The 25,744-nt window shown below is 68.7% G+C and carries 22 protein-coding genes; 11 read left to right on the plus strand and 11 right to left on the minus strand.

What is annotated here, in order from left to right; translation table 11 throughout:
- Positions 1–11 precede the first annotated feature (11 nt).
- The 3 genes from C6569_RS16125 to C6569_RS16135 all read left to right on the plus strand — a co-directional run bounded on the left by C6569_RS16125 (position 12) and on the right by C6569_RS16135 (position 3,414).
- Positions 12–860 carry an MBL fold metallo-hydrolase gene (locus tag C6569_RS16125; protein WP_106749799.1) on the plus strand — a complete coding sequence of 283 codons (849 nt, stop codon included), beginning with the start codon at positions 12–14 and terminating at the stop codon, positions 858–860.
- Between the two features lie 42 nt (positions 861–902).
- Positions 903–2,510, plus strand: a complete 1,608-nt coding sequence (locus C6569_RS16130) for an isochorismatase family protein (RefSeq protein ID WP_106749800.1) — start codon at positions 903–905, stop codon at positions 2,508–2,510.
- A gap of 79 nt (positions 2,511–2,589) precedes the next feature.
- Positions 2,590–3,414, plus strand: coding sequence for an exodeoxyribonuclease III (locus C6569_RS16135; RefSeq protein WP_106749801.1), 825 nt, complete (start codon positions 2,590–2,592; stop codon positions 3,412–3,414).
- On the opposite strand, the gene C6569_RS16140 is transcribed toward C6569_RS16135, so the two are convergent.
- Entirely contained in the window at positions 3,389–4,528 is a 1,140-nt protein-coding gene (locus C6569_RS16140; RefSeq protein WP_245898127.1) for a beta-glucosidase, read from the minus strand. The genes C6569_RS16135 and C6569_RS16140 overlap by 26 nt on opposite strands.
- 233 nt (positions 4,529–4,761) lie before the next feature.
- On the opposite strand from C6569_RS16140, the gene C6569_RS16145 reads away from it, so the two are divergent.
- Positions 4,762–5,937, plus strand: coding sequence for a glycosyltransferase family 1 protein (locus C6569_RS16145; RefSeq protein WP_106749802.1), 1,176 nt, complete (start codon positions 4,762–4,764; stop codon positions 5,935–5,937).
- Positions 5,930–7,099, plus strand: a complete 1,170-nt coding sequence (gene glf / locus C6569_RS16150) for a UDP-galactopyranose mutase (RefSeq protein WP_106749803.1) — start codon at positions 5,930–5,932, stop codon at positions 7,097–7,099. Before C6569_RS16145 ends, glf begins: the two co-directional genes overlap by 8 nt.
- A gap of 363 nt (positions 7,100–7,462) precedes the next feature.
- On the opposite strand, the gene C6569_RS16155 is transcribed toward glf, so the two are convergent.
- From C6569_RS16155 to C6569_RS16165, 3 genes are all read right to left on the minus strand, one after another.
- Positions 7,463–8,248 carry an SDR family NAD(P)-dependent oxidoreductase gene (locus C6569_RS16155; RefSeq protein WP_106749804.1) on the minus strand — a complete coding sequence of 262 codons (786 nt, stop codon included), beginning with the start codon at positions 8,246–8,248 and terminating at the stop codon, positions 7,463–7,465.
- 10 nt (positions 8,249–8,258) lie between these two features.
- Positions 8,259–9,428 carry a zinc-dependent alcohol dehydrogenase gene (locus tag C6569_RS16160; protein ID WP_106749805.1) on the minus strand — a complete coding sequence of 390 codons (1,170 nt, stop codon included), beginning with the start codon at positions 9,426–9,428 and terminating at the stop codon, positions 8,259–8,261.
- A gap of 70 nt (positions 9,429–9,498) precedes the next feature.
- The gene (locus C6569_RS16165; RefSeq protein WP_106749806.1) at positions 9,499–10,008 is read right to left on the minus strand and encodes a ferritin-like domain-containing protein; all 510 of its coding nucleotides are present in this window, start codon (positions 10,006–10,008) and stop codon (positions 9,499–9,501) included.
- 124 nt (positions 10,009–10,132) lie between these two features.
- Here C6569_RS16165 and C6569_RS16170 point away from each other — a divergent pair, with 124 nt between their 5' ends.
- Both C6569_RS16170 and C6569_RS16175 read left to right on the plus strand, forming a co-directional pair.
- Entirely contained in the window at positions 10,133–10,390 is a 258-nt protein-coding gene (locus C6569_RS16170) for a hypothetical protein (RefSeq protein WP_106749807.1), read from the plus strand.
- A 3-nt stretch (positions 10,391–10,393) separates the two neighbouring features.
- Positions 10,394–10,798 carry a DUF983 domain-containing protein gene (locus C6569_RS16175; protein WP_106749808.1) on the plus strand — a complete coding sequence of 135 codons (405 nt, stop codon included), beginning with the start codon at positions 10,394–10,396 and terminating at the stop codon, positions 10,796–10,798.
- A 21-nt stretch (positions 10,799–10,819) separates the two neighbouring features.
- On the opposite strand, the gene C6569_RS16180 is transcribed toward C6569_RS16175, so the two are convergent.
- From C6569_RS16180 to C6569_RS16195, 4 genes are all read right to left on the minus strand, one after another.
- Positions 10,820–11,785: an SDR family oxidoreductase gene (locus C6569_RS16180; protein ID WP_106749809.1), complete on the minus strand. Its 966-nt coding sequence runs from the start codon at positions 11,783–11,785 to the stop codon at positions 10,820–10,822.
- Positions 11,786–11,977: 192 nt separating this feature from the next.
- Positions 11,978–13,456, minus strand: a complete 1,479-nt coding sequence (locus C6569_RS16185) for a methyl-accepting chemotaxis protein (RefSeq protein ID WP_425440721.1) — start codon at positions 13,454–13,456, stop codon at positions 11,978–11,980.
- Positions 13,457–13,910: 454 nt separating this feature from the next.
- Positions 13,911–14,645, minus strand: coding sequence for an EAL domain-containing protein (locus tag C6569_RS16190; RefSeq protein ID WP_106749811.1), 735 nt, complete (start codon positions 14,643–14,645; stop codon positions 13,911–13,913).
- Positions 14,646–14,679: 34 nt separating this feature from the next.
- Entirely contained in the window at positions 14,680–15,636 is a 957-nt protein-coding gene (locus C6569_RS16195; protein WP_106749812.1) for a LysR substrate-binding domain-containing protein, read from the minus strand.
- 239 nt (positions 15,637–15,875) lie between these two features.
- Between C6569_RS16195 and katG the strand changes: the two genes are divergently transcribed.
- A complete protein-coding gene (gene katG / locus C6569_RS16200; protein WP_106749813.1) occupies positions 15,876–18,092 on the plus strand; it encodes a catalase/peroxidase HPI in 2,217 nt (738 codons plus the stop codon).
- A gap of 49 nt (positions 18,093–18,141) precedes the next feature.
- On the opposite strand, the gene C6569_RS16205 is transcribed toward katG, so the two are convergent.
- The 3 genes from C6569_RS16205 to C6569_RS16215 are packed head-to-tail and all read right to left on the minus strand — an operon-like array spanning position 18,142 to position 23,121.
- Entirely contained in the window at positions 18,142–18,792 is a 651-nt protein-coding gene (locus C6569_RS16205; RefSeq protein ID WP_106749814.1) for a TetR family transcriptional regulator, read from the minus strand.
- Between the two features lie 5 nt (positions 18,793–18,797).
- Positions 18,798–21,941, minus strand: coding sequence for an efflux RND transporter permease subunit (locus C6569_RS16210; protein ID WP_106749815.1), 3,144 nt, complete (start codon positions 21,939–21,941; stop codon positions 18,798–18,800).
- Between the two features lie 10 nt (positions 21,942–21,951).
- Positions 21,952–23,121 carry an efflux RND transporter periplasmic adaptor subunit gene (locus C6569_RS16215; RefSeq protein ID WP_106749816.1) on the minus strand — a complete coding sequence of 390 codons (1,170 nt, stop codon included), beginning with the start codon at positions 23,119–23,121 and terminating at the stop codon, positions 21,952–21,954.
- Positions 23,122–23,322: 201 nt separating this feature from the next.
- Here C6569_RS16215 and C6569_RS16220 point away from each other — a divergent pair, with 201 nt between their 5' ends.
- From C6569_RS16220 to C6569_RS16230, 3 genes are all read left to right on the plus strand, one after another.
- Positions 23,323–23,640, plus strand: a complete 318-nt coding sequence (locus C6569_RS16220; protein WP_146144828.1) for a hypothetical protein — start codon at positions 23,323–23,325, stop codon at positions 23,638–23,640.
- Between the two features lie 121 nt (positions 23,641–23,761).
- On the plus strand, positions 23,762–24,523 hold the full coding sequence (locus C6569_RS16225) for an SDR family NAD(P)-dependent oxidoreductase (protein ID WP_106749818.1): 762 nt from the start codon (positions 23,762–23,764) through the stop codon (positions 24,521–24,523).
- Positions 24,520–25,716, plus strand: coding sequence for an acyl-CoA dehydrogenase family protein (locus C6569_RS16230; RefSeq protein ID WP_106749819.1), 1,197 nt, complete (start codon positions 24,520–24,522; stop codon positions 25,714–25,716). Before C6569_RS16225 ends, C6569_RS16230 begins: the two co-directional genes overlap by 4 nt.
- Positions 25,717–25,744: the final 28 nt, after the last annotated feature.

Genomic DNA, 25,744 nt, shown 5'->3' on the forward strand with positions numbered 1-25,744 from the left:
CGGAGGGAACGATGCCACTCGAGATCAAGGTCCTCGACTACGGCGACATCGAACTGGAATCGAGCTTCCTGGTGCTCGGCCGCGGCTGCGGCCAGCGCAAGCGCACCTATACCTACGGCTTCCTGATCCTCGGCGGCCCCTGGCCGGTCGTCGTCGATACCGGCTACCGGCACAACCAGATCATGGAGAGCCTGGGCATGCGCGGGCTCCAGTTCCACGAGAACATGATCGAGAACCAGCTGATGAAATACGGCGTGCGCATGGGCGACGTCCGCTATGTCGCGCACACCCATCTGCACATCGATCATGCCGGCAAGGACGAACTCTTCCCGATGAACACCACGGTGATCGTCAACCGCCGCGAACTCGAATACTCCGTCTCCGGCCTGATGCACCCGCAATATCCGGCGCCCGACATCAAGCACCTGATCGACCGGCTGCACACGAAACACGCGCTGCGCCTCGAGGATCTGGAACTCACCGGCATGATCGAGCTCTTCCCCGGCTGCTATCTCGAGGCTGCCGGCGCCCATACCGAGGGTTCGATGAACGTGCATGTGGACACGGTCGAGGGCCGGGCGACGATCTGCGGCGACGTCATCTACGACTTCAACGACCAGATCATCAATCCGTACCACGAGATCCACGCCGACGAGCCCCGCGTCACCGGCAACCACGGCACCACCAAGCGCCAGGAGAAGGCGGCGATCAAAAAGCTGCTGAACTCCTCCCGCTTCCTCCTGCCGGTGCACGACAAACCAGCCAAGGTCGAGGCCGGTCAGGTCGTGGCGCGCCTCGACATGGCCGTGCCGGGGCCGGTGACCCAGTCCCTGCCGGCGCGGTCCTGGTTCCCCGCCTGAGACGCCCCGCCCGTCGGAGTTCCCCCGCAAGCGAGATCGCCCATGACCACCCATGTCGCCGTCACGCAGGCCTTCGAGACCCTCATCGACCCCTGGGCCCCGGTGCGCCAGCTCGGCACCGGATTCCAGTTCACCGAGGGGCCCATCTGGCATCCGAAGGAGGGGTTCCTGCTGTTCTCCGACATGCCCGGGGACGTGCGCCGGCGCTGGGACCGGACGGGCATCCGTGAGGTCATGCGCCCCGCCAACAAGTGCAACGGCATGACCTATGACGCGGACCTCAACCTGATCGTCTGCGAACATGCCACCTCGACGCTGGTGCGCGAACGTCCGGACGGACGGCGCGAGGTCCTCGCCTCCCATGTCGACGGCCGCGAGCTCAACAGCCCCAACGACGTCGTCGTGAAGTCCGACGGCGCCATCTATTTCTCCGACCCCTGGTACGGCCGCATGCCGGTCTACGGCGTCGAGCGCCCGCGCCAGCTCGGCTTCCAGGGCGTCTATCGCATCGCCCCCGGCGGCGGCCCGCCGCAGCTGCTCGTCGACCGATACCTGTTCGAGCAGCCGAACGGCCTCTGCTTCTCGCCCGACGAGAAGCGGCTCTACGTCAACGACACCGTCCAGCAGCTCATCCGCGTCTTCGACGTGCTGCCCAACGGCTCGCTCGGGGTCGGCCACGTCTTCGCCTCCGGCATCGCCTCCCCCTCCGAGCCCGGCGTGCCCGACGGCATGAAATGCGACGCGAGGGGCAATGTCTGGGTCTGCGGGCCCGGCGGCGTCTGGGTCTATGCGCCCGGCGGCGAGCTCATCGGCAAGGTCAGGGTGCCCGAGCTCGTCGGCAACCTGACCTGGGGAGGACCCGATTTCCGCACGCTGTTCCTCACCGCCACCCATTCGCTCTATGCCGTCGAGACCAGGGTCGGCCCGCGCGCCGAGCCCTACATGATCGCAGCCGGAGGCGGCCGACGATCGGGCACCGCGGCGAAGCCGGGCGGGCAGGCCGCTGCATCGGTCGCCCGCAACGGCGCGCTGAAATGCGCCCCCGGCTACGTCCTCGACCCCGGCCGTTGCGCCGTCATCGTCCAGGACATGCAGAACGACGTGGTGATGGAGGGCGGGGCCTTCGCCGCCTCCGGCTCGCCCGCCCATTGCCGCGAGCAGAACGCCGTCGCCAATGCCGCCCGCCTCGCCGCCGCGGCGCGGGCCAAGGGCGTGCCGATCATCCACGTCTGGTTCATCGTCGAGGCGGGCTGCCCGGGCGTGACCATGAACGCGCCGCTCTTCGAGGGCCTCGCCGACGCCAAGGCCATGGTGCGCGGCACCTGGGGCGCGGCGCCTGTGCCGGGACTGGAGGCGGTGGCCGGCGACCACGTGGTCGAGAAGCAGCGCATGAGCGCCTGGGAAGGCTCGCGGCTCGAAACCGTCCTCAAGGCGCTCGGCCGCGACATCGTCGTCGTCACCGGCGCCTGGACCAACATGTCCATCGAGCACACGGCCCGCACCGGCGCCGACAAGGGCTATTACATGATGGTGCCGGAGGACTGCTGTTCGACCATGAACGCCGAATGGCACACCGCCTCGGTCAACTACGCCCTGCAGAACGTCGCCGTGGTGACCGACGCCGACGCCCTCATCGCCGCCTGGCAATGAGTGCCGGAGGTCCGGCCGGAACGGCGGCCGCGGCAACGCGTTGTCGAGGTCGGGGCGAGGGTCGGAACCGGGCGGAGCCATGGCGAGAGGCAGGCGGGCGGCGCCCGGCGACACCGAGACCTTCAAGCTCGCCACCTTCAACATCAACGGCGTCAACCGCCGCCTGCCCAACCTCCTGGCGTGGCTGGAGGCGGCAAGGCCGGACGCCGTCTGCCTCCAGGAGCTGAAGGCCGAGCAGGACCGCTTTCCGGCATCAGCGCTGGAGGAGGCCGGCTACGGCGCGGTCTGGCGCGGGCAGCGGACGTGGAACGGCGTCGCCATCCTCGCCCGCGACGCGGTGCCGGTGCAGACCGCCGACCGCCTCCCCGGCGACGCGGACGACGACCAGAGCCGCTACATCGAGGCGGCGGTGGGCGGCATCCTCGTCGGTTGCATCTACCTGCCGAACGGCAATCCGCAGCCGGGACCGAAATTCGCCTACAAGCTCGCCTGGTTCGAGCGGCTGCGCCGCCATGCGGCGCGGCTGCGCAAGGCCGGCCATCCCGTGGCGCTGGCTGGCGACTACAATGTCGTGCCCACCGACGCCGACATCTATCCCACTCGGTCCTGGGACGACGATGCCCTGCTCCAGCCGGAGAGCCGCGCCGCCTTCGCCCGGCTGGTGAAGGCGGGCTGGACCGACGCGCTCCGCAAACTGCATCCAGACGCTCCGCTCTACACGTTCTGGGACTACAAGCGGAACCGCTGGCCGCGCGACGCCGGACTGAGGCTCGACCACATCCTGCTCTCGCCGGCCCTCGCCCCGCGGCTCGTCGGCGCCGGCGTCGACCGGGCGGTGCGCGGCGAGGAGGGCGCGAGCGATCACGCCCCCGCCTGGATCACCCTCGCCCGCTCCGGCTCGTAGGCTGGGCGAAGCGGGCCTGCTGGTGCGCCAGCTCCTCGGCGAACTCGGCGTGCAAGCTCCGCTCGCCCCGCGCGTCGGGCATGGTGAGAAGGCCCGTCTCGCACAGCCGCCCGTCGTCCCAGCCGGGATAGTCCAGCACCGGATAGAGGCAGATGCCTTCCACCGGCACGCCCTCCGCCCGGGCCCGCCGCACCTCGGATGAGACATAGTGCAGCCAGGACGACCGGGCGCTTCGCTCCGCCCCGGTCTCGGCGATGATGATGGGGCGGCCGTAGCGGGCGAATGTCTCCTGCAGGATCTCGGAGAAGGGGCGGTAGCCGTGATGGCCGAGGGGGAGCGTCGAGCTGCGGTGCAGCCACTGGTTCCGCGGGTAGTAGTTCAGCCCGACGATGTCGACGAGGTCTTCGCGACCGCCGAGTTCCGGCGCCACGCGGCCGGCCATCATGTCGAGGGCCTCGAACTGGGCCAGGCGGTACGTCTCCGCGGCCCGGCGCACCGCGGCGCTGCGCGAATAGCTGTGGATGTGGATGGCAGGCTCCGCGGAGAGGAACCGGCTTGAAGGCTGAACCGCCCTGATCGCGTCGATCGCCGCCACCGCGGCCCGCACGAGCTGTTCCTTCAGCGGCCGGCCGCGCTGCCGGGCACAGGGATTGATCGCCGCCACATCACCGCCCGCCCAGGCGAGGAACGACATCTCGTTGGCCACGCAGAAGAGCGGAATGCCGTCGCTCTCGGCGACCACGAGTTCGGCCGCGGCCGCCGAGAACCGGGCGAAGCGCTCGACGAAGTCCGGTGACCAGATGTCGAGCCCGTCCGGCCAGCCGAAATGGAAGAGGTCCCAGATCACTTGGACATCGGCCTCCCGCGCGGCGCGCAGCATCGGCAGGGCGCTGGACCAGTCGTAGACGCCCGGGGCCTGTTCGATGAGGTGCCAGCGCAGCCCGTCGCGGACGGTCCGCAGCCCGAGGCCTGCCATCGTCCGGTAGTCGCCCGCCGCCAGCCGGTCGTGGCCGGTCGCGGCCAGGAGGTCGAGCCTCCGGCCGTCCCGGCGTCGGTGCGTGGCACATTCGAACCCCGCCATGAAGAAGCTCTTGAACAGGGGCGCGTCTGCCAAGCGGCCAGTGCCTTTCGGGAGGGAACGACGGACCCCTCGACAACGAGAACCTGGCCGACCCGTTCCTTTTGGGGTGCCGACCAGAGCGGGCGGCTGCCCGGCGGACGCTTCGACCGCGGGCTTCCATCAATAGGAACTCCGCTGCCCCGCCCCCCGTTCACCCCACGGCCGAGGACCACAGCCCCGCGACCGGATCACCCAGTTATCAGCTGTAGTGAATGTGAAGGTTGCGCATGAACGCCATCAATCGCCGCCCCCAGCTCGTGTGCTTTTCCCACTTGCGGTGGGATTTCGTCTTCCAGCGCCCGCAGCATCTTCTGTCGCGTGCCGCGCTGGATCATGACGTATACTTCATCGAGGAGCCGCTCTTCGACGACGGCGCCTGCCCGCAGTTGCAGGCGAGCCGCCGCCCCGAAGGCGTCACCGTCCTCGTTCCGGTCTTGCCCCCCTCCGACGAGGATACGGCGGCGTCCCTCATCGCCGGCCTTCTGAAGCCGATCCTGCAGCCGTCGAGCCGGCAAAGGATCCTCTGGTATTACACCCCGATGGCCATGGCGTTCAGCCGCGATCTGGAAGCCGACGTCGTCGTCTACGACAACATGGACGAACTCTCCGCCTTCCGCGGCGCGCCGCCGCGTCTCCTCGACCTTGAGGCCGAACTCTTCTCGCGCGCCGACATGGTCTTCACCGGCGGCATGAGCCTCTATGCCGCCAAGCGGCGGCGCCACCGCAACGTCCATCCCTTCCCGTCGAGCATCGACGTCGCCCATTTCGACCAGGCGCGCCGCAGGCCCGCTGAGCCCGCCGACCAGGCTGTCATCGGCGGTCCGCGGGCCGGGTTCTTCGGCGTCATCGACGAGCGCATGGATCTCGACCTCGTCGCCGAGACGGCGCGGCTGCGGCCCGACTGGCAGTTCGTGATGATCGGCCCTGTAGTGAAGATCGATCCGGCGAGCCTGCCGAGGGCCGCGAACATCCACTGGCTCGGCGGCAAGTCCTACCGCGAGCTTCCCGCCTATCTCGGCGGCTGGGACGTCGGCCTGATGCCCTTCGCGCTGAACGAATCCACCCGCTTCATCAGCCCCACCAAGACCCCCGAATTCCTCGCCGCCGGCCTTCCCGTGCTCTCCACCGCCATCGCCGACGTGATCTCTCCCTATGGCGAGCGCGGCCTCGTCGACATCGTCTCCGACGCAACCGGCCTCGCCGATGGCCTCGACCGGCTCCGTGCCCGGCCGAGGGGTTCCTGGCTCGCCGCCGTGGACGCGCACCTCGCCGGCATGTCCTGGAACCGGACCTGGGCCGGCATGCAGCGTCTCATCCAGGGTACGCTCCAGTCCCGGCGCCAGCCCACGGGCCTTCGCGGCCGGTCGCTCCCGACCCTCGTCGGGGAAACCGCCCATGTTTGATTGGCTTGTGGTGGGGGCCGGCTTCGCCGGTTGCGTCCTCGCCGAACGTCTCGCCACCCAGCGTGGCGAGCGCGTCCTCATCGTCGACCGGCGGCCGCATATCGGCGGCAACGCCTATGACCGCTACAACGAGGACGGGCTCCTCATCCACGAATACGGGCCCCACATCTTCCACACCAATTCGGACATGGTCCTCAGCTATCTGTCGCAGTTCACCACCTGGCGGGACTACACGCACCGGGTGCTGGCGGAGGTCGACGGGCAGCGCGTGCCGATCCCGATCAACCGCACCACCGTCAACCGGCTCTACGGCCTGTCGCTCGGCACGGACGAGGAGATGGAGGCCTGGCTCGCCGCGCGCGCCGAGCCGGCCGAACGGATCGAGACCTCCGAGGACGTGGTGGTCAGCAAGGTGGGGCGCGAGCTCTACGAGAAGTTCTTCCGCGGCTACACCCGCAAGCAATGGGGCCTCGACCCCTCCGAACTCGACAAATCCGTGACCGCCCGCGTTCCCACCCGCACCGACACGGACGACCGCTACTTCGCCGACAAGCACCAGGTCATGCCGGAGCACGGCTACACGCGCATGTTCCAGGCGATGGTTGCCCACCCGAACATCACCGTCATGGTGCAGGCCGACTACCGGGACATCCGCCACCTGATCCCGCACCGGCGGGTGATCTATAGCGGCCAGATCGACGAGTTCTTCGACTTCCGATTCGGCCGGCTGCCCTATCGGTCCCTGCGCTTCGACCATGTGACGCTGGACACGCCGCGCCACCAGAACGTCGCGGTGGTGAACTATCCGCAGACCGAGGATTTCACCCGCGTCACGGAGTACAAATACCTGACCGGCCAGGAGCACGCGAAGACGGCCATCACCTACGAATATCCGACCGCCGACGGCGATCCCTATTATCCGGTGCCGCGGCCGGAGAACCAGGAGCGCTACGGCCTCTACGAGGCCCTGGCGCGGGCGACCCCTGACGTCTGGTTCGTCGGCCGTCTCGCCACCTACCGCTACTACAACATGGACCAGGTCGTCGGGCAGGCGCTCGCCACCTTCCGCCGCATCGACGAGAAGCTGCCGCGCGAGGACCGCGCCCGCGCCGCCGGCCGGTCCTGGAACGGCGCCGTGGCGGAGATGCCCGCCGTGCCCTGACCGGAACGCCGGCGGCTGCCACAGCCGGCTTTTCCGGTCCGCGAACCTCGAATGGTCACGCCGCGCCAGCGAGAAGGCGCTGCGGCGGAAGTCGCGACATGGGCCGAGTCCATGATAGGCGTCGCGACGCAGCCGCCGAGGCCGCTAAGGACGAGTCTGCCGTCGCTCGACGGGACGGTCTCACTGCGTCACGCTCGGGCCGGTGTCGAGGAAGGCCGGCGTCATCACGGGGCGGCCCTTGCATCTGGCCCACGGCAGGGCTCGCGGGGAGCATGGCGGATCGCGGCGATGTCTGCCCGGCGGCTCCGGCATGCGAGCGTCAACCGGACGGGAAACCGGTTGTTCCTTTGTCGATCCCGACGCTCAGCGCTTGCCGGATCCCGGTTCCGCCATGCGCCGGTGCTGCTCGGCCAGAAGCCCGGCGGGCGTGATGTTGGCCATGGCGCTCTGCAGCTTGTTCTTCCAGCCGGCCACCACGTCGCCCTCGCCGTTCATCATGGCGTCGAAGCCCACCCGCGCCACGAAGGCCGGGTCGTCTTTCTCCTGCTGGCCCACCTTGGTGTCCATCAGGTCGGCCCGGCGGAAGAAGTTGGTTTCGGTCGGGCCGGGCATCAGGCAGGTCACGGTGACGCCGCTGTCCTTGATCTCGTTGCGCAGGGCGAAGGAGAAGGAGTCGATGAAGGCCTTGGTGCCGTTGTAGACCGCCTGGAACGTGCCGGGGATGAAGCCGGCGATGGATCCGGTGATCAGGATCCGGCCGCTGCCCTGGGCGCACATCTCGGGTCCGAGCTGCTGGATCAGGTAGATGGTGCCGGTGATGTTGGTGTCGATCACGTGGCGCCAGTCCGCCACCGGCTGGTCGAAGAAGGCGTGGCCGAGACCGTGGCCGGCATTGGCCATCAGGAGCTCCGGCACCCGGCCGCCGCTGCGCACGGCCGCACAGAGCCGGTCTACGCCCTCGATGGTGGAGAGATCCCCCACCACCGTCTCGACCTCGCTCCCCGTCCCGCGCAACTCGTCCGCCACCGTGTCGAGGCTTTCGTCGGCGGCGAGGACGAGGTCATAGGCGTTCTCCGCGGCGAGCCGCGCCAGTTCCAGCCCGATGCCGGAGGAGGCGCCGGTGACGACGGCGAGAGTGCGATGGGCCATGGTGATCTCCTCAGGGCTTCAGCACGACCTTGATGCAGCCGTCCTTCTTGTCCCGGAACGTCTTGTAGAGCTCGGGTCCGTCCTCCAGCGTGCCGCGATGGGTGATGACGAAGGACGGGTCGATCTGCCCTTCCTCGATCCGTCGCAGCAGGTCCGGCAGGTAGCGCTGCACGGGCGTCTGGGCCATCCGGAAGGTGAGCCCGCGGTTGATCGCCGAGCCCATGGGAATCTTGTCGAGGAAGCCGCCGTAGACGCCGACGATCGACACCGTCCCGAAATTGCGGCAGCAGTGGATCGCCTGGCGCAGCACGTGCGGCCGGTCGGTGCCCATGAAGGTGGCGACCTTGACCCGGTCCAGCATGGAATCGAAGCTCGCCATGGTCTCGGCCTCGGTTCCTACCGCGTCGATGCAGGCGTCGGCGCCGCGGCCGCGGGTGAGGTCCTGAATTCGCTCGTAGACGTCCTCGTCCATGAAATCGATGGTGATGGCCCCCGCGGCGCGGGCGAGCTCGAGCCGCTCCGGCACCGTGTCCACGGCGATCACCCGCTCAGCCCCCAGCAGGAAGGCGCTGCGGATCGCCATCTGCCCGACCGGGCCGCAGCCCCAGATGGCGATCGTGTCGCCGTTCTGGATGTTGCAGAAATCCGCCGCCATGAAGCCGGTGGGGAAGATGTCCGAGAGGAACAGCACCTGCTCGTCGGTGAGATGGTCGGGCACCTTGATGGGGCCGACGTCGGCGAAGGGCACCCGCAGATATTCCGCCTGACCGCCCGCATAGCCGCCGAGAAGATGCGAATAGCCGAACAGGCCGCCGGGCGCATGGCCCCACAGCTTCTCCGCCTTGGAGGCGTCGGGATTGGTGCGCTCGCAGCCGGAGAAGAAACCTCGCCGGCAAAAGAAACACTCGCCGCATGAGATGGTGAAGGGCACGACGACGCGGTCGCCGACCTTCAGCGCCTTGTTGTCCTTGCCGACCTCGACCACCTCACCCATGGTCTCGTGGCCGATCACGTCGCCCGAGCGCATCTCCGGAATGATTCCGCCGTAGATGTGGAGATCGGAGCCGCAGATGGCGCAGGCGGTGACCTTGATGATGGCGTCGCGACCGTCCTGGATCGTCGGGTCCGGAACGCTCTCGCAGCGCATGTCGCCTTTGCCGTGCCAGGTCAGTGCCTTCATTCGGGAGCTCCTGTGTCCGGCCACCAACGGGCCGTCGTCGATGCTGTTCCATGCCTGAAGAGCAGGGGGATCAGTGCTTGGCGGTCTGGCCGCTCGCCTCGCGCTCCAGATAGCGCAGCGTCGTCGGTCCGAGATGGTCCGCGAGCCAGTCCGCCATCTCTTCCTCCTCACGGAGGATGGCCTGGCAGGCATCGCGCGTCTCGGTGTCGCCGGCGCGCTCGGCGGTCGCGATCAGCACCCTGTAGGCGGCGATCTCCATGTGCTCGAAGGTGTAGCCGGCCATCGAGCCCTTGACGATTTCGTCGCCGGCGACGAGCCCGCTGAGGCCCTGGCCGATCCCCATGAACTTGCCGGCCATGTCCTTCAGCGTCGACACGTCGCTGCCCCGCCGCTTCAGGCAATCCTCAAGGCTCGCCGCCTGCAGGCGCGTCTCCTCGGCATGGCGGGCGATGCGTGCCTTGAGCTCGGGATAGTTCTCGATCCGCCCGGCCATGCTGTCGAGCATCTTCACCGCCTGCTGTTCCATGGCGTGGGCATCGCGCAGCCACTGGTCCAGGCGTTCGTCATCGTTCTGCGACATGGGGGTCCTCCGGTGATGGAGGGCCAACCTGTGCCGGGTCCGACTGTTCCTATCCGTCCGGCCCCCGCCTTAGGAACGGGTAGCCCCGCCCGCCGTTCTCCCTGACGAACCCAGGAGCGAGACGATGATCGACACACCCGATATGCGCGACACCCCCGACATGCGCGGAAATGCCGACAGTGGCGCGAACGCCGACAGGGGCGGGAACGCCACGGACGCGGGCGCGACCTCTCAGCTCAAGTCCGTCGGCATCGACACCGACCGCATGGCCTCGCGGGCCGGCGAGCTGACGCAGGTGCTCAAGGACGAGGTCGCCGCGCGACCGTTTCAGGCGATCATGGCCGCCGCCTTCGTCGGCTATGTCTTCGCCCTCCGCAGGTAATCCATGGCGGAACCCTCCCAGGAGGGGAGCGACTGGCCCCGGCTGAGCCCGTTCGCTACGGGCGTCCGCGGCCGGTGTCCGCGCTGCGGACGCGGTCATCTCTTTTCCGGCTTTCTCACCATCGCGCCGCGCTGCGACGTCTGCGGTCTCGACTTCTCCTATGTCGACACCGCCGACGGCCCGGCCTTCTTCGTCATGATGTTCGGCTGCCTGCCGGTGGTGATCCTCGCGATCATGCTGGAGGTGCAATATCAGGCGTCGCTCACCACCCACCTCCTGGTGACGCTGCCCTTCGGCCTCGTCACCTGCATCCTGCCGCTGCGCCCCCTGAAAGGCTGGCTCGCGGCCAGCCAGTACTATTTCAAGGCCCGGGAGGGCCGGCTGTGGCGGCCCGGCGACCCCGACTGAGCCGCCGCGCCCCTGGCACCGTCAGTAGCCGCCGATGATCGGCAGGATCTCGCCGGTGATGTAGCTGGAGCACTGCGGCGAGGCGAGGAAGACATAAGCCGGCGCGATCTCCTCCGGTTGGGCCGGCCGCTTCATCGTCGTCTGGGCACCGAACTGCGCCACCTTGTCGGCCGGGCGGTCGGAGGGGTTGAGCGGAGTCCAGACCGGACCCGGCGCCACGCAGTTGACGCGGATGCCCTTGCCGATGAGGTTGCCCGACAGCGCGCGCGTGAAGGCGTGGATGCCACCCTTGGTCATCGAATAATCGATCAGTTCCTTCGATCCGTCGATGCCGGTGATCGAACCGGTGTTGATGATGGCCGAGCCCGGCTTCATGTGCGCCACCGCTTCCTGGGCCATGTGGAAATAGCCGTAGAGGTTGGTCTTCAACGTCGTGTCGAAATGCTCCTCCGTCAGATCCTCGAAATCGGTGGTGTGGATCTGGAAGGCGGCGTTGTTCACCAGCACGTCGAGCCCGCCGAGCTGCCTCACCGTCTCCTCCACCGCCTGGCGGCAGGCGGCGCGCTGGCTGACGTCGCCGGGCAGGAGGATGCACCGCCGGCCCTCGGCCTCCACCGCCGCCTTGGTTGCCTCGGCGTCCTCGTGCTCGTCGAGATAGCTCACGGCGACGTCGGCCCCCTCGCGCGCGAAGAGCACGGCCACCGCCCGTCCAATGCCGGAATCGCCACCGGTGATCAGCGCCACTTTGCCCTCGAGCTTGCCCGAGCCCTTCCAGAACGGAGCGTCGTAGAGCGGCGCGGGATCGATGCGTGATTCGAGGCCGGGCTTGGCGTGGTGCTGTTCGGGAAAGGGCGGCTCGGGATAGCGCCGCGCTCCTGCCTGCATGGCGGCGGAGGAGGAAGACCCGCCGCCGCTCTCGCGATCCCGTGCATCGACTTGCGCCTGGATGGCGCGCTGCTGCTCGGAAGCCTGGCGGGTGTCGGACATCGTCTCGTCTCCGGTTTGGGGGAAAGGCCGGGCGCGCACGGCCGCCCTGCGTCGCCGACCCAACGCCACGGGAGAGGCGGCCGTTCCTTTGGCAGGCGCCCGAACGGCGACGGGGGCGGCCGTGGCCGCCCCCGTTTGGAGAAGATTCCGGAAGGCCGCGCGCCGTGGCGGCGGCCTCGATGAGCCGCCCTCTCACGCGATGGAGCGCGAGGCCTCGCGCACCTTGCGGGCGGCCATGTCGATATCCGTCGTCGAGCGGGCGATGGCGCCCATCGACTGGGAAATCGCCGTCACGCCCTCGGCCGCCGTGCGCATGTTGGACGACATCTCGGCCGTCACCGCGCTCTGCTCCTCCACCGCCGTGGCGATGGCCGTGGCGATCTCGCTGATGGTCGAGATGGTCGAGGAAATGTCGCCGATTGCCTGGACCGCGCCCTCCGTCGACGACTGCACCGAGGCGATCTGCGCGCTGATCTCGTCGGTCGCCTTGGCCGTCTGGCTGGCGAGGCTCTTCACCTCCGAGGCGACCACCGCGAAGCCCTTGCCGGCCTCGCCGGCGCGGGCCGCCTCGATCGTGGCATTGAGCGCGAGCAGGTTGGTCTGGCCGGCGATGTTGTTGATGAGCTGCACAACGTCGCCGATGCGCTGGGCGGCGACCGAGAGGCCGGCGACGATGTCGTTGGTCTTGCGCGCCTGATCGACCGCCTGAACGGAGATCTCGCGGGAATGGGTGACCTGCCGGCTGATCTCGCTCACCGAAGCGGCGAGCTCCTCGGCGCCGGCGGCGACCGCCTGCACGTTGCCGCTGGTCTGGGTCGAGGCCGCGGCGGCTTCCGTCGCCTCGCCGGTGACGCTGGTCACGGCCTCGCCGATGGACTCCAGGTCGGTATCGATCTGCCCCTGGACCTGCTTGCGGCGCTCGTCCTCGAACACCTTGGCGGTGATGTCGGTGGCGAACTTCACGACCTTGAACAGTTTGCCGTTCATGTCGAAGATCGGGTTGTAGGTGGCCTGGATCCAGACCTCGCGGCCGCCCTTGGCGATGCGTTTGTACTGCGCCGTCTGAAACTCGCCCTTGTTCAGCATCGCCCAGAAGTCGCGGTAGGCGGGCGTATCCCGTTCGGCCTGGTGCACGAAGATCCGGTGGTGCTGGCCGACGACCTCGTCCAGCCGGTAGCCCAGCGTGTTCAGGAAATTGTCGTTCGCGGTGAGGATCTTGCCGGTCAGGTCGAAGGCGATCACCGCCTGTGACCGGTCGATGGCGGCCAACTGGCCTTCGATATCGGCGTTCCTCAGCTTTTCGGCGGTCACGTCGGTGGCGTATTTCACCACCTTGTAGGTCTTGCCGGACGCGTCGAGCAACGGATTGTAGGTGGCCTGGATCCAGATCTCCTTGCCGCCTTTGCCGATACGCTTGTATTCGGCCTGCTGGAACTTGCCGGCCCTGAGATCATCCCAGAAGCGACGATAGTCCTGGCTGTCGCGCTCTTTGGCATCGACGAACATCGAGTGATGCTTGCCCTGCACCTCGGCGAGCGAATAGCCCAGCGCGTCGAGGAAGTTGCGGTTGGCCGTGACGATCGTGCCGTCGGGCCTGAACTCGATGACCGCCTGCGACCGATCAAGCGCCGCCACGGTCGCAGCGGCGTCTCCGCCCGATAGCCACTTCATTCCGAACATTGTTTGCCTCCCGCTAGATGCGCCGGTCAGATAGACCAAAATTGCTTGAAAACACGTTAAGTCCCCGTGTTTTCCTTGAGGAACCGCTTAGACATTCGACGAATATACAGGACATGACGCAGCTCCTTTTCAGAAAGAAACGGTCTCCTGCTGTATCCCTCGCCCGTATCCGGCACCCATGCCCAAGAGGGCGTGGCAAATAAGACAAGTTCGGGGATAGTCAACGCCGCGGCCGCTACAGAGAAAACGGATTGCCGTTCTATGACTGTAAAAACCGCCGCGGCCGGTTCGGACTTTGTTGACTCTGTCGGGCGCCGGCCGGACTTCGTGAAGCTCCGGCAGGGACGGCGGACCCCATTGCCCGGAATTGCTCTGCGAAACTAGCAGGGCAGATCGGTAATTTGTGCGATGCTCGGCGGCGGTGCGGGTCGTCCGCCGGCGAGCGCTAGGCTGCCATGCGCGGCGCTTCGAACCGTTCGAAAGCCGGGCGGGCCAGCACATAGCCCTGGATCAGGTCCACACCGAGATCCCGCAGAGCCGCCAGCTCGCCCGGCGTCTCCACGCCTTCGCAGATGGTGGTGATGCCGAGGTCGGCGAGCATGGCGAGCGTATGCCGGACCAGAATCCGCCTCGCGCCGTCCGTATCGATGTCGCGGATGAGGTTCATGTCGAGCTTGACGATGTCCGGCTGGAAGCGGGTCAGAAGGCCGAGCCCGGCATGACCCGCGCCGAAATCGTCGATCGCCGTGGCGAAGCCGATGTCCCGATACGTCCGGACGATGTCGGCGACATGCATCGGATCCATCTGCTCGTTCTCGGTGAATTCGAAGATGATGCGGTCGAGGGGAAAGCCGACCCGCTCCGCCGTCGCCAGGGTCAGGCGGATGCACGCGCGGGGCTCATAGACGGCATTGGGCATGAAGTTGATGGAGAGCCGTGCCGACGCCGGTGCGCCTGCCGCGGCCAGTTCGATGGCCTTGACGCGGCACTGCTGGTCGAAGGCGTAGCGGTTGCCCGCATCGACAGCGCCGAGAACCGTGGCAGCGCCCTCTCCCGCCGCCCCCCGCACCAGCGCCTCATAGGCGAAGACCTCGCCGCTTCCGGCATGGACGATCGGCTGGAAGGCCATGGAGAAAGCGAGGGGGAAGGCGCGCCCGTCGCGGCAGCCGGCACAGCTCATGGGGGGCCTCAACGAGCGTTGACACCAAGCCGTTCTAGGGTGCGGTCCTTAACGTTCCCTGCTGCGCCTCGCCCGGGCCGAGCCCCGCATGAATCCGCCGCATGGTCTCGGCGGAGCGGCGCACCACCTCGGCGATGGCGCTCAATTGGCGGGACAGAGGGCTGGTCGCTCGCCAGATCATGCCGATGGTCCGCGACGGCCGCGGCTCGCCGAAGCGGGCGACGGAGACCGGGGCCGAGCGGGTCTCCACCGCCACGGCCATATCGGGGATCAGCGTCACACCGACGCCGGCGCCAACCATCTGCACCAGCGTCGACAGGGTGCTGCCGTCGAGCATTTCCTTCGGCCTGGTGGTGCTCAACCCGCAGAAGGACAGCGCCTGGTCGCGGAAACAGTGCCCCTCCTCGAGCAGCAGCAGCCGCATCTCGCGCAGCATTTCCGGGCTCGGCACCGGCTCCGCCGAATCGCCCTGCGGGCGCACCAGCACGAAATCCTCGCGGAACAGCGCCACCTCGGTCATCGACGGCTCGGAGACCGGCAGGGCGACGATGGCGGTGTCGAGCTTGCCATCGGTCAGCTCCTGGATGAGCTTTGGCGTCTGCGTCTCCCGCACGCTGAGGTCGAGCCCGGCGTGGCTGCGGCTAAGATCGCCGATCACCGCCGGCAGCAGATAGGGCGCGACCGTCGGGATGATGCCGATGCGAAGGCGCCCCACCAGCCCCGCCTTCGAGGCCCGCGCCAGATCGCCCAGCTCGTCGACGGCGCGCAGGATGTCACGGGCGCGCGCCGCGAAAGCCTCGCCGAGGGAGGTCAGCCGCACCTGCCGGGCTCCCCGCTCGAACAGCACCGCCCCCAGCCCCTCCTCCAGCTCGCGGATCTGCATGGAGAGCGCGGGCTGGGAAATGGCGCAGGCCTCGGCGGCGCGGCCGAAGTGGCCGTGGCGTGCCAGCGCGTCGACGTAGCGCAGCTGCTTGAATGTGATGTTGATCATAATCTCAGCTTATTGTCATAATCAGATAATTCAACTTAGTCTAATGAGATACCTTCGCTAGAACAGGGCGTCGCCGGCCGGATGCGGCTACCCCGCTGCGGCCAGCGGTGGCCGTCCCCCGGCGGCCATCGAGGGCGCGCGTCGGCGCGGTCGTCAGGGCCGGCTGCGGCATCAGACAGGGTTCACAGGCGACGGCGCGCCGCACGGGCGGCAGGTCGGACCGACGATCGGAGAGCACCATGGACGGAATGAACATCGAGGCCGGCGGCAAATGCCCGGTCATGCACGGGGCGACGAACAACACGATTCGCTCCAACCGCGACTGGTGGCCGAACCAGCTCAATCTCAGGATCCTCCACCAGAACTCCGCGCTCTCCGACCCCATGGGCGCCGAGTTCGACTACAAGGCCGCCTTCGGCCGTCTCGACTACAAGGCGCTGAAGCAGGACCTCTACGCCCTGATGACGGACAGCCAGGAATGGTGGCCGGCCGACTACGGCCATTACGGCCCCTTCTTCATCCGCATGGCCTGGCACAGCGCCGGCACCTACCGCACCGGCGACGGCCGCGGCGGCTCCTCCTCCGGCACGCAGCGCTTCGCCCCGCTGAACAGCTGGCCGGACAACGCCAATCTCGACAAGGCCCGCCGCCTGCTCTGGCCCATCAAGCAGAAATACGGCAACGCCATCTCCTGGGCCGACCTGATGATCCTCGCCGGCAATGCCGCGCTGGAATCCATGGGCTTCAGGACCTTCGGCTTCGGCGGCGGCCGGGCGGACATCTGGGAGCCCGAGGAGGACATCTACTGGGGCGCCGAGACCGAGTGGCTCGCAGGGTCCGACAAGGCCAACAGCCGCTACACCGGTGATCGCGTGCTGGAGAACCCGCTCGCCGCCGTGCAGATGGGCCTCATCTACGTGAACCCGGAGGGCCCGGACGGCCGTCCCGATCCCCTGGCCTCGGCCCGCGACATCCGCGAGACCTTCGGCCGCATGGCGATGAACGACGAGGAGACCGTCGCCCTCGTCGCCGGCGGCCACACCTTCGGCAAGACCCACGGCGCGGGCGACGCCGCCCTCGTCGGCCCCGAACCCGAGGCGGCCCCCCTCGCCGAGCAGGGCCTCGGCTGGATCTCCGGCCACGGCTCGGGCAAGGGCGCCGACACCATCACCAGCGGCCTCGAAGGCGCCTGGACCTCCAACCCGATCCGTTGGGACAACGGCTATTTCGACGTCCTGTTCGGCTACGAGTGGGAGCTGGTGAAGAGCCCGGCCGGCGCCCACCAGTGGCACGCCCGCAACCTCGCCGAGAAGGACATGGCGCCCGACGCCCATGATGCCACGAAGCGCGTGCCGATCATGATGTCGACCGCCGACATGGCCATGCGCATGGACCCGACCTACGAGGCCATCTCGCGCCGGTTCCACCAGAACCCCGACCAGTTCGCCAACGCCTTCGCCCGCGCCTGGTTCAAGCTGACCCACCGCGACATGGGCCCGAAGGTCCGCTACCTCGGCCCCGAGGTTCCCTCCGAGGACCTGATCTGGCAGGACCCGGTGCCCTCCGTCGACCATCCGCTGGTGGACGCCGCCGACATCGCCGCCCTCAAGGCGAAGATCCTCGCCTCCGGGCTCAGCCAGGCAGAGCTCGTCCAGACCGCCTGGGCCTCCGCCTCCACCTTCCGCGGCTCGGACAAGCGGGGCGGCGCCAACGGCGCGCGCATCCGCCTCGCGCCGCAGAAGGACTGGGAGGCCAACCAGCCGGCCCAGCTCGCCAAGGTGTTGACGGTGCTGGAGGGCATCCAGCAGGCCTTCAACGCCACGGCTGCCGGCGGCAAGAAGGTCTCGCTCGCCGACCTGATCGTGCTCGGCGGCGGCGTCGCCATCGAGCAGGCGGCGAAAGCGGCGGGTCATGCCGTCGAGGTGCCCTTCACGCCCGGTCGCACCGACGCCAGCCAGGAGGCGACGGACGCGGACTCCTTCGACGTCCTCGAGCCCCTCGCCGACGGCTTCCGCAACTACCAGAAGACGGCCTTCACCGTCTCGGCGGAGGAACTGCTCATCGACAAGGCGCAGCTCCTCACCCTGACGGCGCCGGAAATGACCGCGCTCGTCGGCGGCCTGCGCGTCATCGGCGGCAATGTCGGCGGCTCCCCCCACGGCGTCTTCACCACCCGGCCGGGCGCGTTGACCAACGACTTCTTCGTCAACCTGCTCGACATGGGCACGGTCTGGCGGCCGGTCTCGTCCGAGGAGGACACCTTCGAGGGCCGCGACCGCAAGACCGGCGCGGTGAAGTGGACGGCGACCCGCGTCGATCTCGTCTTCGGCTCGAACTCGCAGCTGCGCGCCCTCGCCGAGGTCTACGGCCAGTCCGACACCGAGGCGAAGTTCGTCAAGGACTTCGTCGCCGCCTGGACCAAGGTGATGAACGCGGATCGCTTCGATCTCGCCTGACCCTCGCAGCGTCCGCGCGCCGCTTCACGGCGGCCGCGGGCGCGGCTCCTCACGCCGGCCGCCGGACCCTTTCGGCGACCGGCGCGGCAGCGCCGCGATAGGCGCTGAACTGCGCTCCGATCGCCGCCGTGCCGCGGGCCACCAGGTCGAAGCGCCGGCCATATTTCAGCCAGTCGACGATGATGCCCTGGAGCAGCCAGTGGAAGGTGGCGGCCGCCGCCTCGGACGTCCAGCCGGGCGCGAGGGACCCGCGCCGCGCCGCCTCCGCGAAGGCGCCGGCGAACTGGGCATGCGCCCTGTCCATGGTTTCGGTCTTGCGCTGGAGGACCGGGCCGAGGTCGTCGCGATACTCGCACAGCATCAGGATCGTATAGACGCGCTGGCGCCGCTCGTCGGCGGCCAGCAGAGTCAGGGCGTCGACCGCGAGCCGCTCCACCAGCGCCAGGGGGTCCGGATGGTCGCCCAGCGCCTGCGGCGCCAGCAGGTCCTCGTGGATCAGCGGCGCGTCCTCGAACAGCGCCATGATCAGGTCGGCCTTGTTGGCGAAGTGCCAGTACACCGCGCCGCGCGTCACACCCGCCTCGCTGGCGATCTCCTCCAGCGAGGTCGTCGCCACCCCCTTGGCGTGGAAGATACGCTCGGCGACTTCGAGGAGCCGGCGGCGCGTCTCCTCCGCCTCCGCCTTGGTGCGCCGGGCCATCGGCCCTAATGCCCCGGTTCCGGCGCGGACGGCGCCGCCGGCGTGGGCGCAGGCTTGTCGCGCCCGCCCATCAGGCGGGTGACCACCACGAAGAAGACCGGCACGAAGAACACCGCCAGCACGGTGGCCGAGATCATGCCGCCGAGCACGCCCGTGCCGAGCGCCTGCTGGCTCGCGGCGCTGGCGCCCGAGGCGATGGCGAGCGGCAGCACGCCGAGCGCGAAGGCGAGCGAGGTCATGATGATCGGTCGGAAGCGCAGGTGCGCCGCCTCGATCGTCGCCTCGAGGAGGCCCTTGCCCTCCGCCCTCAGGTCCTTGGCGAACTCGATGATGAGGATGGCATTCTTCGCCGACAGGCCGATGATCGCCACGAGGCCGACCATGAAATAGACGTCGTTCGGCATGCCGCGCAGCGTCACCGCCGCCACCGAGCCGATGACGCCGAGCGGCACCACAAGCAGCACCGAGATGGGGATCGACCAGCTCTCGTAGAGCGCGGCGAGACAGAGGAACACGAGGATACAGGACAGCGCGATGAGGAGCGGTGCCTGCGAGCCCGCCTGGATCTCCTGCAGCGACTGGCCCGTCCATTCGTAGCCGAAGCCCGGCGGCAGGTCGGCCGCGAGGCGCTGCATCTCGGCGATGGCGTCGCCCGACGAGAAGCCCGGCGCCGCCGCGCCCGACATGCGCACCGAGGGATAGCCGTTGTAGCCGACGATCTGCGAGGGGCCGCGCTGCCATTCGGCGCGCGCGAAGGCCGAGAGCGGGACCATGCCGCCGTTGGAGTTGCGCACGTTGAGGTTCAACAGGTCCGCGATCTGCATGCGCGAGGCGGTATCGCCCTGCACGAGGACACGCTGGAGACGGCCCGCATTGGGGAAGTCGTTGACGTAGGACGAGCCCAGCGTCGTCGAGATCGTGGCGTTGATGTCGGCGAAGGTGACGCCGAATGTATTGGCCTTCTCGCGGTCGATGATGAGGGCGATCTGGGCCGCGTCCGGCAGGCCTTCGACGAAGACCTGGGCGAGCTTCGGACTGCGCATGGCGGCGCCGACGAGCTGGTCACGCGCGGCGGCCAGTTGCTGCTGCGTCTGGCCGCCGCGCGCCTGCAGGCGGAATGCGAAGCCGTTGGAATTGCCGAGGCCCTGGATGGGCGGCGGCGATAGCGAGAAGACGATGGCGTCCCGCAGTTGCGACAGGGCGATCGTCCCGCGCAGCGCGATGGCGGAGGCGGCCTGAGCCGGTCCGCGCTCGCTCCAATCCTTGAGCGTGACGAAGGCGAGCGCAGCATTCTGGCCTTGGCCGAAGAATGAGAAGCCGCGCACGGTGACGATGCGCGCGACCCCCGGCTCGGCCATGAAGTGCTTCTCGGCCGCCTCGATGGCCGCCATGGTGCGGTTGACCGTGGCGTCCGAGGGCGCCTGGAAGTTCACGATGATGTAGCCTTGATCCTCGTTCGGCAGGAACGAGGTGGGCAGGCGCACATAGAGCCAGCCGAGGCCGATCAGCAGCGCCAGATAGATGATCATGTAGCGCCCGCCGCGGCGGACCAGGTGGCCGACCACGGCCGAATAGCCGTGCGACGTCCTGTCGAAGCCGCGGTTGAACCAGCCGAAGAAGCCGCGCTTGGCGTGGTGGTGACCGGCCTGGACGGGCTTGAGGAAGGTCGCGGCGAGCGCCGGCGTCAGCGACAGTGCCAGGAAGGCCGAGAACAGGATCGACACCACCATGGTCAGGCTGAACTGCTTGTAGATGACGCCGACCGCTCCGGGGAAGAAGGCGAGAGGAATGAACACCGACACCAGCACGGCGGTGATGCCGATGACGGCGCCGGTGATCTGGCCCATGGCCTTGCGGGTCGCCTCCTTCGGCGACAGCCCCTCCTCCGACATGATGCGCTCGACGTTCTCCACGACCACGATGGCATCGTCGACGAGAATGCCGATGGCGAGCACCATGGCGAACATGGTGAGCACGTTGATGGAGAAGCCCGTGGCGTACATCACGGCGCAGGTGCCGAGCAGGGCCACCGGCACCACGATCGCCGGAATCAGCGTGTAGCGCAGGTTCTGCAGGAACAGGAACATCACCAGGAAGACGAGCACCATGGCCTCGGCCAGCGTGTGCAGCACCTTCTCGATCGACACCTTGACGAAGGGCGAGGTGTCGTAGGGCACCGCAAACTCGACGCCGGGCGGGAAGCTGGTCGACAGCTCGGTCATCCGCTTCTTCACAGCTTCGGCGGTGGCGAGCGCATTGCCGGTGGGCGAGAGCTGCACCGCGATGGCCGCCGCCGGCTTGCCGTTGAGGCGCGCCGACGTCGCGTAGGCCTGGGCGCCGACCTCGATGCGGGCGACGTCGCGCAGCCGCACCAGCGAACCGTCGCGGTTGGCGCGCAGCACGATGGCGCCGAATTCATCGGGCGAGACGAGCTGCCCCTTCACCATGACGGTCGCGGTGACCTGCTGGTTGATGGGGTTCGGCAAGGCGCCGATGGAGCCGGCTGCGACCTGCGCGTTCTGTGCCGTCACCGCGGCCGTGACGTCGGCGGCGGTGAGGTTCAGGCCCACCATCTTGTCCGGATCGAGCCAGATCCGCATGGCCCGTTCGGAGGCGAAGAGCTGGGCGCGGCCGACGCCGGGCACGCGGCGAATCTCGCCGAGGATGTTGCGGCTCATGTAGTCGCCGAGGCCGATATCGTCGAGCGTGCCGTCGGTCGAGGTCAGCGTCACCACCAACAGGAAGTTCGACCGGGCCTGGTCGACCTGCACACCCTGCTGGCTCACGGAGCGGGGCAGGCGGGGCTCGACCCGGCGCACGCGGTTCTGAACCTCTACCGCCGCGGCGGCGCCATTGGTGCCGGGGCGGAAGGTGACGGTGATCTGGATGGAGCCGGTCGTGTCGGCGACGGATTCGAAATAGAGGAGGCCTTCGATGCCGTTGAGCTCTTCCTCGATGGGCCGTGTCACCGCCTGATAGGCATCCTCCGGCGCGGCCCCTGGATAGGCCGTGTTGATGGTGATCTGCGGCGGGGCGACGTCCGGATATTGGGCGATGGGGAGCTGCGGGATCGCGAGCACGCCGCCGAGCATGATCAGGATGGCGACGACCCAGGCGAAGATGGGCCGGTTGATGAAGAATTGCGGCATTGCGCGGTCCTCAGCGGGAGGCCGGCGCGGCGCCGGGGGCCGCCTGGCCCGGCGGAGCCCAGGGCCGCGGGGTCACCTTGGTGCCGGGGCGCAGGCGCTGGAACCCGTCCACCACGACCCGGTCGCCGTGGGCGAGGCCGTCGTCGATCACCGCATTGGTGCCGACCACGCGCGAGGTACGCACGACGCGGACCTCCGCCGTATCGTCGGCCTTCACCACCCAGAGCTGCGCACGCCCCGCCGTGTCGCGCTGGATCGCCTGCTGCGGCACGGTGATGGCGTTCTGCTGGATGCCCTGCTCGATCAGCACGCGCACATACATGCCCGGCAGGAGGTCGCCGTTCGGATTGGGGAACTCGCCGCGCAGCGTCACCTGTCCGGTGCCGGCGTCGACGGTGGCCTCGGAGAACAGCAGCCGGCCGGTGTGCGGATAGGGGCTGCCGTCGTCGAGGATCAGCTTCACCGCGGCCTCGTCCGTCTTGTCCGGCGTCACCGCGCCGGCCTGCATGGCGCGGCGCAGGCGGATGAGGTCGGTCGCCGACTGGGTGAAGTCGGCATAGATCGGGTCGAGCTGCTGGATGGTCGCCAGCGCCTCGGCACCGTTGGCCGCCACCAGGGCGCCCTCGGTGATGAGGGCACGGCCGATGCGGCCGCTGATCGGCGCGGTGATGTCGGCATATTTCAGGTTGAGCTCGGCCGAGGCGAGGCCGGCGCGGGCGCTGGCGACGTCGGCCTCCGCCTGGGCGAGGGTCGCCACCGCGCTGTCGAGCTGCTGCGGGCTGGCGACGTTGCGCTCGCGGAGCTGCTCGACGCGGTCGCTCTGCTGCTGGGCGAGCAGCCGCGTCGCCTGAGCGCGCTGCAGCGTCGCCTTCGAGCGCTCGACCTCGACGCGGAACGGCTCGGGATCGATGCGGTAGAGGACGTCGCCCTCCTTCACCAGGCTGCCCTGTTGGAAGACCCGGGCGATGACGATGCCGGAGACACGCGGGCGCACCTGCGCGATGCGCGTCGGCGCGATGCGGCCGGGCAATTCGCTGATGATCGGCACCGGGCCCGCCGTCACCGTGACGATGCCGACCGGCGGCGGCGGTGCCTGGCCGGGAGCCTGGGCTCCGGCAGGTGCGGCTGCGGCGAGGCCGACGAGAATCGCGGACACGGCAAGAAAGCGATTGAACGACATGTGGGGGCCCCAGTCCCCGCCCCTCCGACGGGGCGGATCGCCAGACAAGCGAAAATACATACAGCGGCGCATGTAAACGACCCGCTGCACTGCGGCAAGGCCACCGCGGTAACATCACCCGGATGTGAGGGCGGCCGCGGCGTCATGGTGAACACCACGTCAACACCGCCGGCACCATCATGCATGGGCACGAGCCCCGTCATGGCAGCAGCCCACCTGCTGGACGGGGAGCGCCGGCGGGTTCACCATCGTCCCATGGCCCAGGACCTCGACGATCCCCTGGTGAAGAAGCGGCTCGTGAAGGTGCTGCTGGTGCTGACGCCCGTCGCCTTCGTGCTGTGCTGGGTGCTGGCCGCGCTGCAGGGGGCCTCGGCGCGGGACAGCACGATCATCGGCGGCGTGGCCGCGATCGGAACCTTCGGCGCCGCGCTCAGCATCGGCTTCCTCGGGTCCGGTGCCCGCTGGGTCCTCACCGCCGTCGTCGTCATTCTCGCTTTGCTGCAACTTCTGAGCCGCTGACTTTCGGCCATCCCCCGCTCGGCCGATTGACCCGGCGGTCATCGCTGACAAAGGTGCGGGCCGCATCGAGACATCAGGGCGCGACGCCCGGCCTGACCGGCAAGCGCGGGAGAACGACACCATGGACGCACGGGGTTCGGCAGCGATCATCACGGGAGGAGCCTCGGGCCTCGGCGGCGCCACGGCGACGCGCCTGGCGAAGGCCGGCGCCAAGGTCACCATCTTCGACCTCAACGAGGATCTGGGGAAGAAGCTCGCCGCCGAGATCGGTGGCCACTTCGTCAAGGTCAACGTCACCGACGAGGCCGCCGTCGACGCCGCCCTCGCCGAGGCCGAGGGCCTGCACGGCAAGGCGCGCATCTGCGTCAACTGCGCCGGCATCGGCCCGCCCGCCAAGGTCATCGCGCGCGACGGCTCGCCCCTGCCGCTCGCCGACTTCAACAAGATCATCCAGGTGAACCTCCTCGGCACGTTCAACGTGCTGTCCAAGTTCGCCGCCCGCCTGCACACCGCCGACCCGCTCGGCGAGGAGCGCGGCGTCATCGTCAACACCGCGTCCGTCGCCGCCTTCGACGGCCAGATCGGCCAGCCGGCCTATGCGGCCTCCAAGGGCGGCATCGTCGGCATGACCCTGCCGATCGCCCGCGAGCTCGCCCGCTTCGGCATCCGCGTCGTCACCATCGCGCCGGGCCTCTTCCTCACCCCGCTCATGGGGTCGCTGCCGAAGGAGGCGCAGGACTCCCTCGGCGCCCAGGTGCCCTTCCCCTCGCGCCTCGGCCACCCGGACGAGTACGCCATGATGGTCGAGGCCATCGTCGCCAACCCCATGCTGAACGGCGAAACCATCCGCCTCGACGGCGCCATCCGCATGAGCCCGAAATGAGCGCCCATGCCGCCGTCGAGCCCGCCGGCGCCACGCCGCGGGCCAAGGCCATCGCGGCGAAGGTCGAGGCCTTCGTCCGTGACGTGATCGTGCCCTACGAGAAGGATCCGCGGCAGGGCCCGCACGGGCCGACCGAGGAGCTCGTCCACGAAATGCGCGCCAAGGCGCGCGCCGCGGGCGTTTTGACCCCCCACATCCTCGGCGACGGCGACCACCTGACCCAGGCGGAGACGGCCTATGTGCTGATCCGCTCGGGGCTCTCCATCCTCGGCCCGACGGCGGTCAACACCGCAGCTCCCGACGAGGGCAACATGTACCTCCTCGGCAAGGTCGGCTCGGACGCGCAGAAGGAGCGCTTCCTCAAGCCTCTGGTCGAGGGTCGCGCCCGCTCCGCCTTCTTCATGACCGAGCCCGCCCTCGATGGCGGCGCCGGCTCCGATCCCTCGATGATGAAGACCACCTGCCGGCTCGACGGCAACCACTGGGTGATCAACGGCCGCAAGGCCTTCATCACCGGGGCCGAGGGCGCGAAGGTCGGCATCGTCATGGCCAAGTCCGACGAGGGCGCCTGCATGTTCCTCGTCGACCTGCCGGACCCCGCCATCCGCCTCGAGCGGGTGCTGGACACCATCGATTCCTCCATGCCCGGCGGCCATGCCGTCGTCACCATCGACAATCTGCGCGTGCCGGCCGACCAGATGCTGGGGGCGAGCGGCGACGGCTTCAAATATGCCCAGGTGCGCCTGTCGCCCGCCCGCCTGTCGCATTGCATGCGCTGGCTCGGCGCCTGCACCCGCGCCAACGAGATCGCCACCGACTATGCCTGCCGCCGCGAGGCCTTCGGCAAGACGCTGATCGACCACGAGGGCGTCGGCTTCATGCTGGCCGAGAACCTCATCGACCTGAAACAGGCCGAGCTGATGATCGACTGGTGCGCCGGCGTCCTCGACGGCGGTTCGCTCGGCACCGCCGAGAGCTCCATGGCCAAGGTCGCCGTCTCCGAGGCGCTGATGCGCATCGCCGACCGCTGCGTGCAGGTCATGGGCGGAATGGGCGTCTCCGGCGACACCATGGTCGAACAGGTGTTCCGCGAGGTCCGCGCCTTCCGCATCTATGACGGCCCGACCGAAGTGCACAAATGGTCGCTGGCGAAGAAGATCAAGCGCGATTGGAAACACGCACGCGCCGGCTGACGCGGCAGGATGAAGACGCCACAACCGG

It is taken from the genome of Phreatobacter cathodiphilus, assembly GCF_003008515.1.
GTDB classification, from domain to species: Bacteria; Pseudomonadota; Alphaproteobacteria; order Rhizobiales; family Phreatobacteraceae; genus Phreatobacter; species Phreatobacter cathodiphilus.

What these genes read in the sequence shown, in the direction of transcription:
- C6569_RS16170 (WP_106749807.1), top strand. Translation starts at nt 10,133, where the DNA reads ATGATCGACACACCCGATATGCGCGACACCCCCGACATGCGCGGAAAT.
- C6569_RS16180 (WP_106749809.1), bottom strand. Translation starts at nt 11,785, where the DNA reads ATGTCCGACACCCGCCAGGCTTCCGAGCAGCAGCGCGCCATCCAGGCG.
- C6569_RS16230 (WP_106749819.1), top strand. Translation starts at nt 24,520, where the DNA reads ATGAGCGCCCATGCCGCCGTCGAGCCCGCCGGCGCCACGCCGCGGGCC.
- katG (WP_106749813.1), top strand. Translation starts at nt 15,876, where the DNA reads ATGGACGGAATGAACATCGAGGCCGGCGGCAAATGCCCGGTCATGCAC.
- C6569_RS16195 (WP_106749812.1), bottom strand. Translation starts at nt 15,636, where the DNA reads ATGATCAACATCACATTCAAGCAGCTGCGCTACGTCGACGCGCTGGCA.
- C6569_RS16190 (WP_106749811.1), bottom strand. Translation starts at nt 14,645, where the DNA reads ATGAGCTGTGCCGGCTGCCGCGACGGGCGCGCCTTCCCCCTCGCTTTC.
- C6569_RS16220 (WP_146144828.1), top strand. Translation starts at nt 23,323, where the DNA reads ATGGCAGCAGCCCACCTGCTGGACGGGGAGCGCCGGCGGGTTCACCAT.
- C6569_RS16125 (WP_106749799.1), top strand. Translation starts at nt 12, where the DNA reads ATGCCACTCGAGATCAAGGTCCTCGACTACGGCGACATCGAACTGGAA.
- C6569_RS16175 (WP_106749808.1), top strand. Translation starts at nt 10,394, where the DNA reads ATGGCGGAACCCTCCCAGGAGGGGAGCGACTGGCCCCGGCTGAGCCCG.
- C6569_RS16160 (WP_106749805.1), bottom strand. Translation starts at nt 9,428, where the DNA reads ATGAAGGCACTGACCTGGCACGGCAAAGGCGACATGCGCTGCGAGAGC.
- C6569_RS16145 (WP_106749802.1), top strand. Translation starts at nt 4,762, where the DNA reads ATGAACGCCATCAATCGCCGCCCCCAGCTCGTGTGCTTTTCCCACTTG.
- C6569_RS16155 (WP_106749804.1), bottom strand. Translation starts at nt 8,248, where the DNA reads ATGGCCCATCGCACTCTCGCCGTCGTCACCGGCGCCTCCTCCGGCATC.
- C6569_RS16135 (WP_106749801.1), top strand. Translation starts at nt 2,590, where the DNA reads ATGGCGAGAGGCAGGCGGGCGGCGCCCGGCGACACCGAGACCTTCAAG.
- C6569_RS16185 (WP_425440721.1), bottom strand. Translation starts at nt 13,456, where the DNA reads ATGAAGTGGCTATCGGGCGGAGACGCCGCTGCGACCGTGGCGGCGCTT.
- glf (WP_106749803.1), top strand. Translation starts at nt 5,930, where the DNA reads ATGTTTGATTGGCTTGTGGTGGGGGCCGGCTTCGCCGGTTGCGTCCTC.
- C6569_RS16205 (WP_106749814.1), bottom strand. Translation starts at nt 18,792, where the DNA reads ATGGCCCGGCGCACCAAGGCGGAGGCGGAGGAGACGCGCCGCCGGCTC.
- C6569_RS16165 (WP_106749806.1), bottom strand. Translation starts at nt 10,008, where the DNA reads ATGTCGCAGAACGATGACGAACGCCTGGACCAGTGGCTGCGCGATGCC.
- C6569_RS16210 (WP_106749815.1), bottom strand. Translation starts at nt 21,941, where the DNA reads ATGCCGCAATTCTTCATCAACCGGCCCATCTTCGCCTGGGTCGTCGCC.
- C6569_RS16215 (WP_106749816.1), bottom strand. Translation starts at nt 23,121, where the DNA reads ATGTCGTTCAATCGCTTTCTTGCCGTGTCCGCGATTCTCGTCGGCCTC.
- C6569_RS16130 (WP_106749800.1), top strand. Translation starts at nt 903, where the DNA reads ATGACCACCCATGTCGCCGTCACGCAGGCCTTCGAGACCCTCATCGAC.
- C6569_RS16225 (WP_106749818.1), top strand. Translation starts at nt 23,762, where the DNA reads ATGGACGCACGGGGTTCGGCAGCGATCATCACGGGAGGAGCCTCGGGC.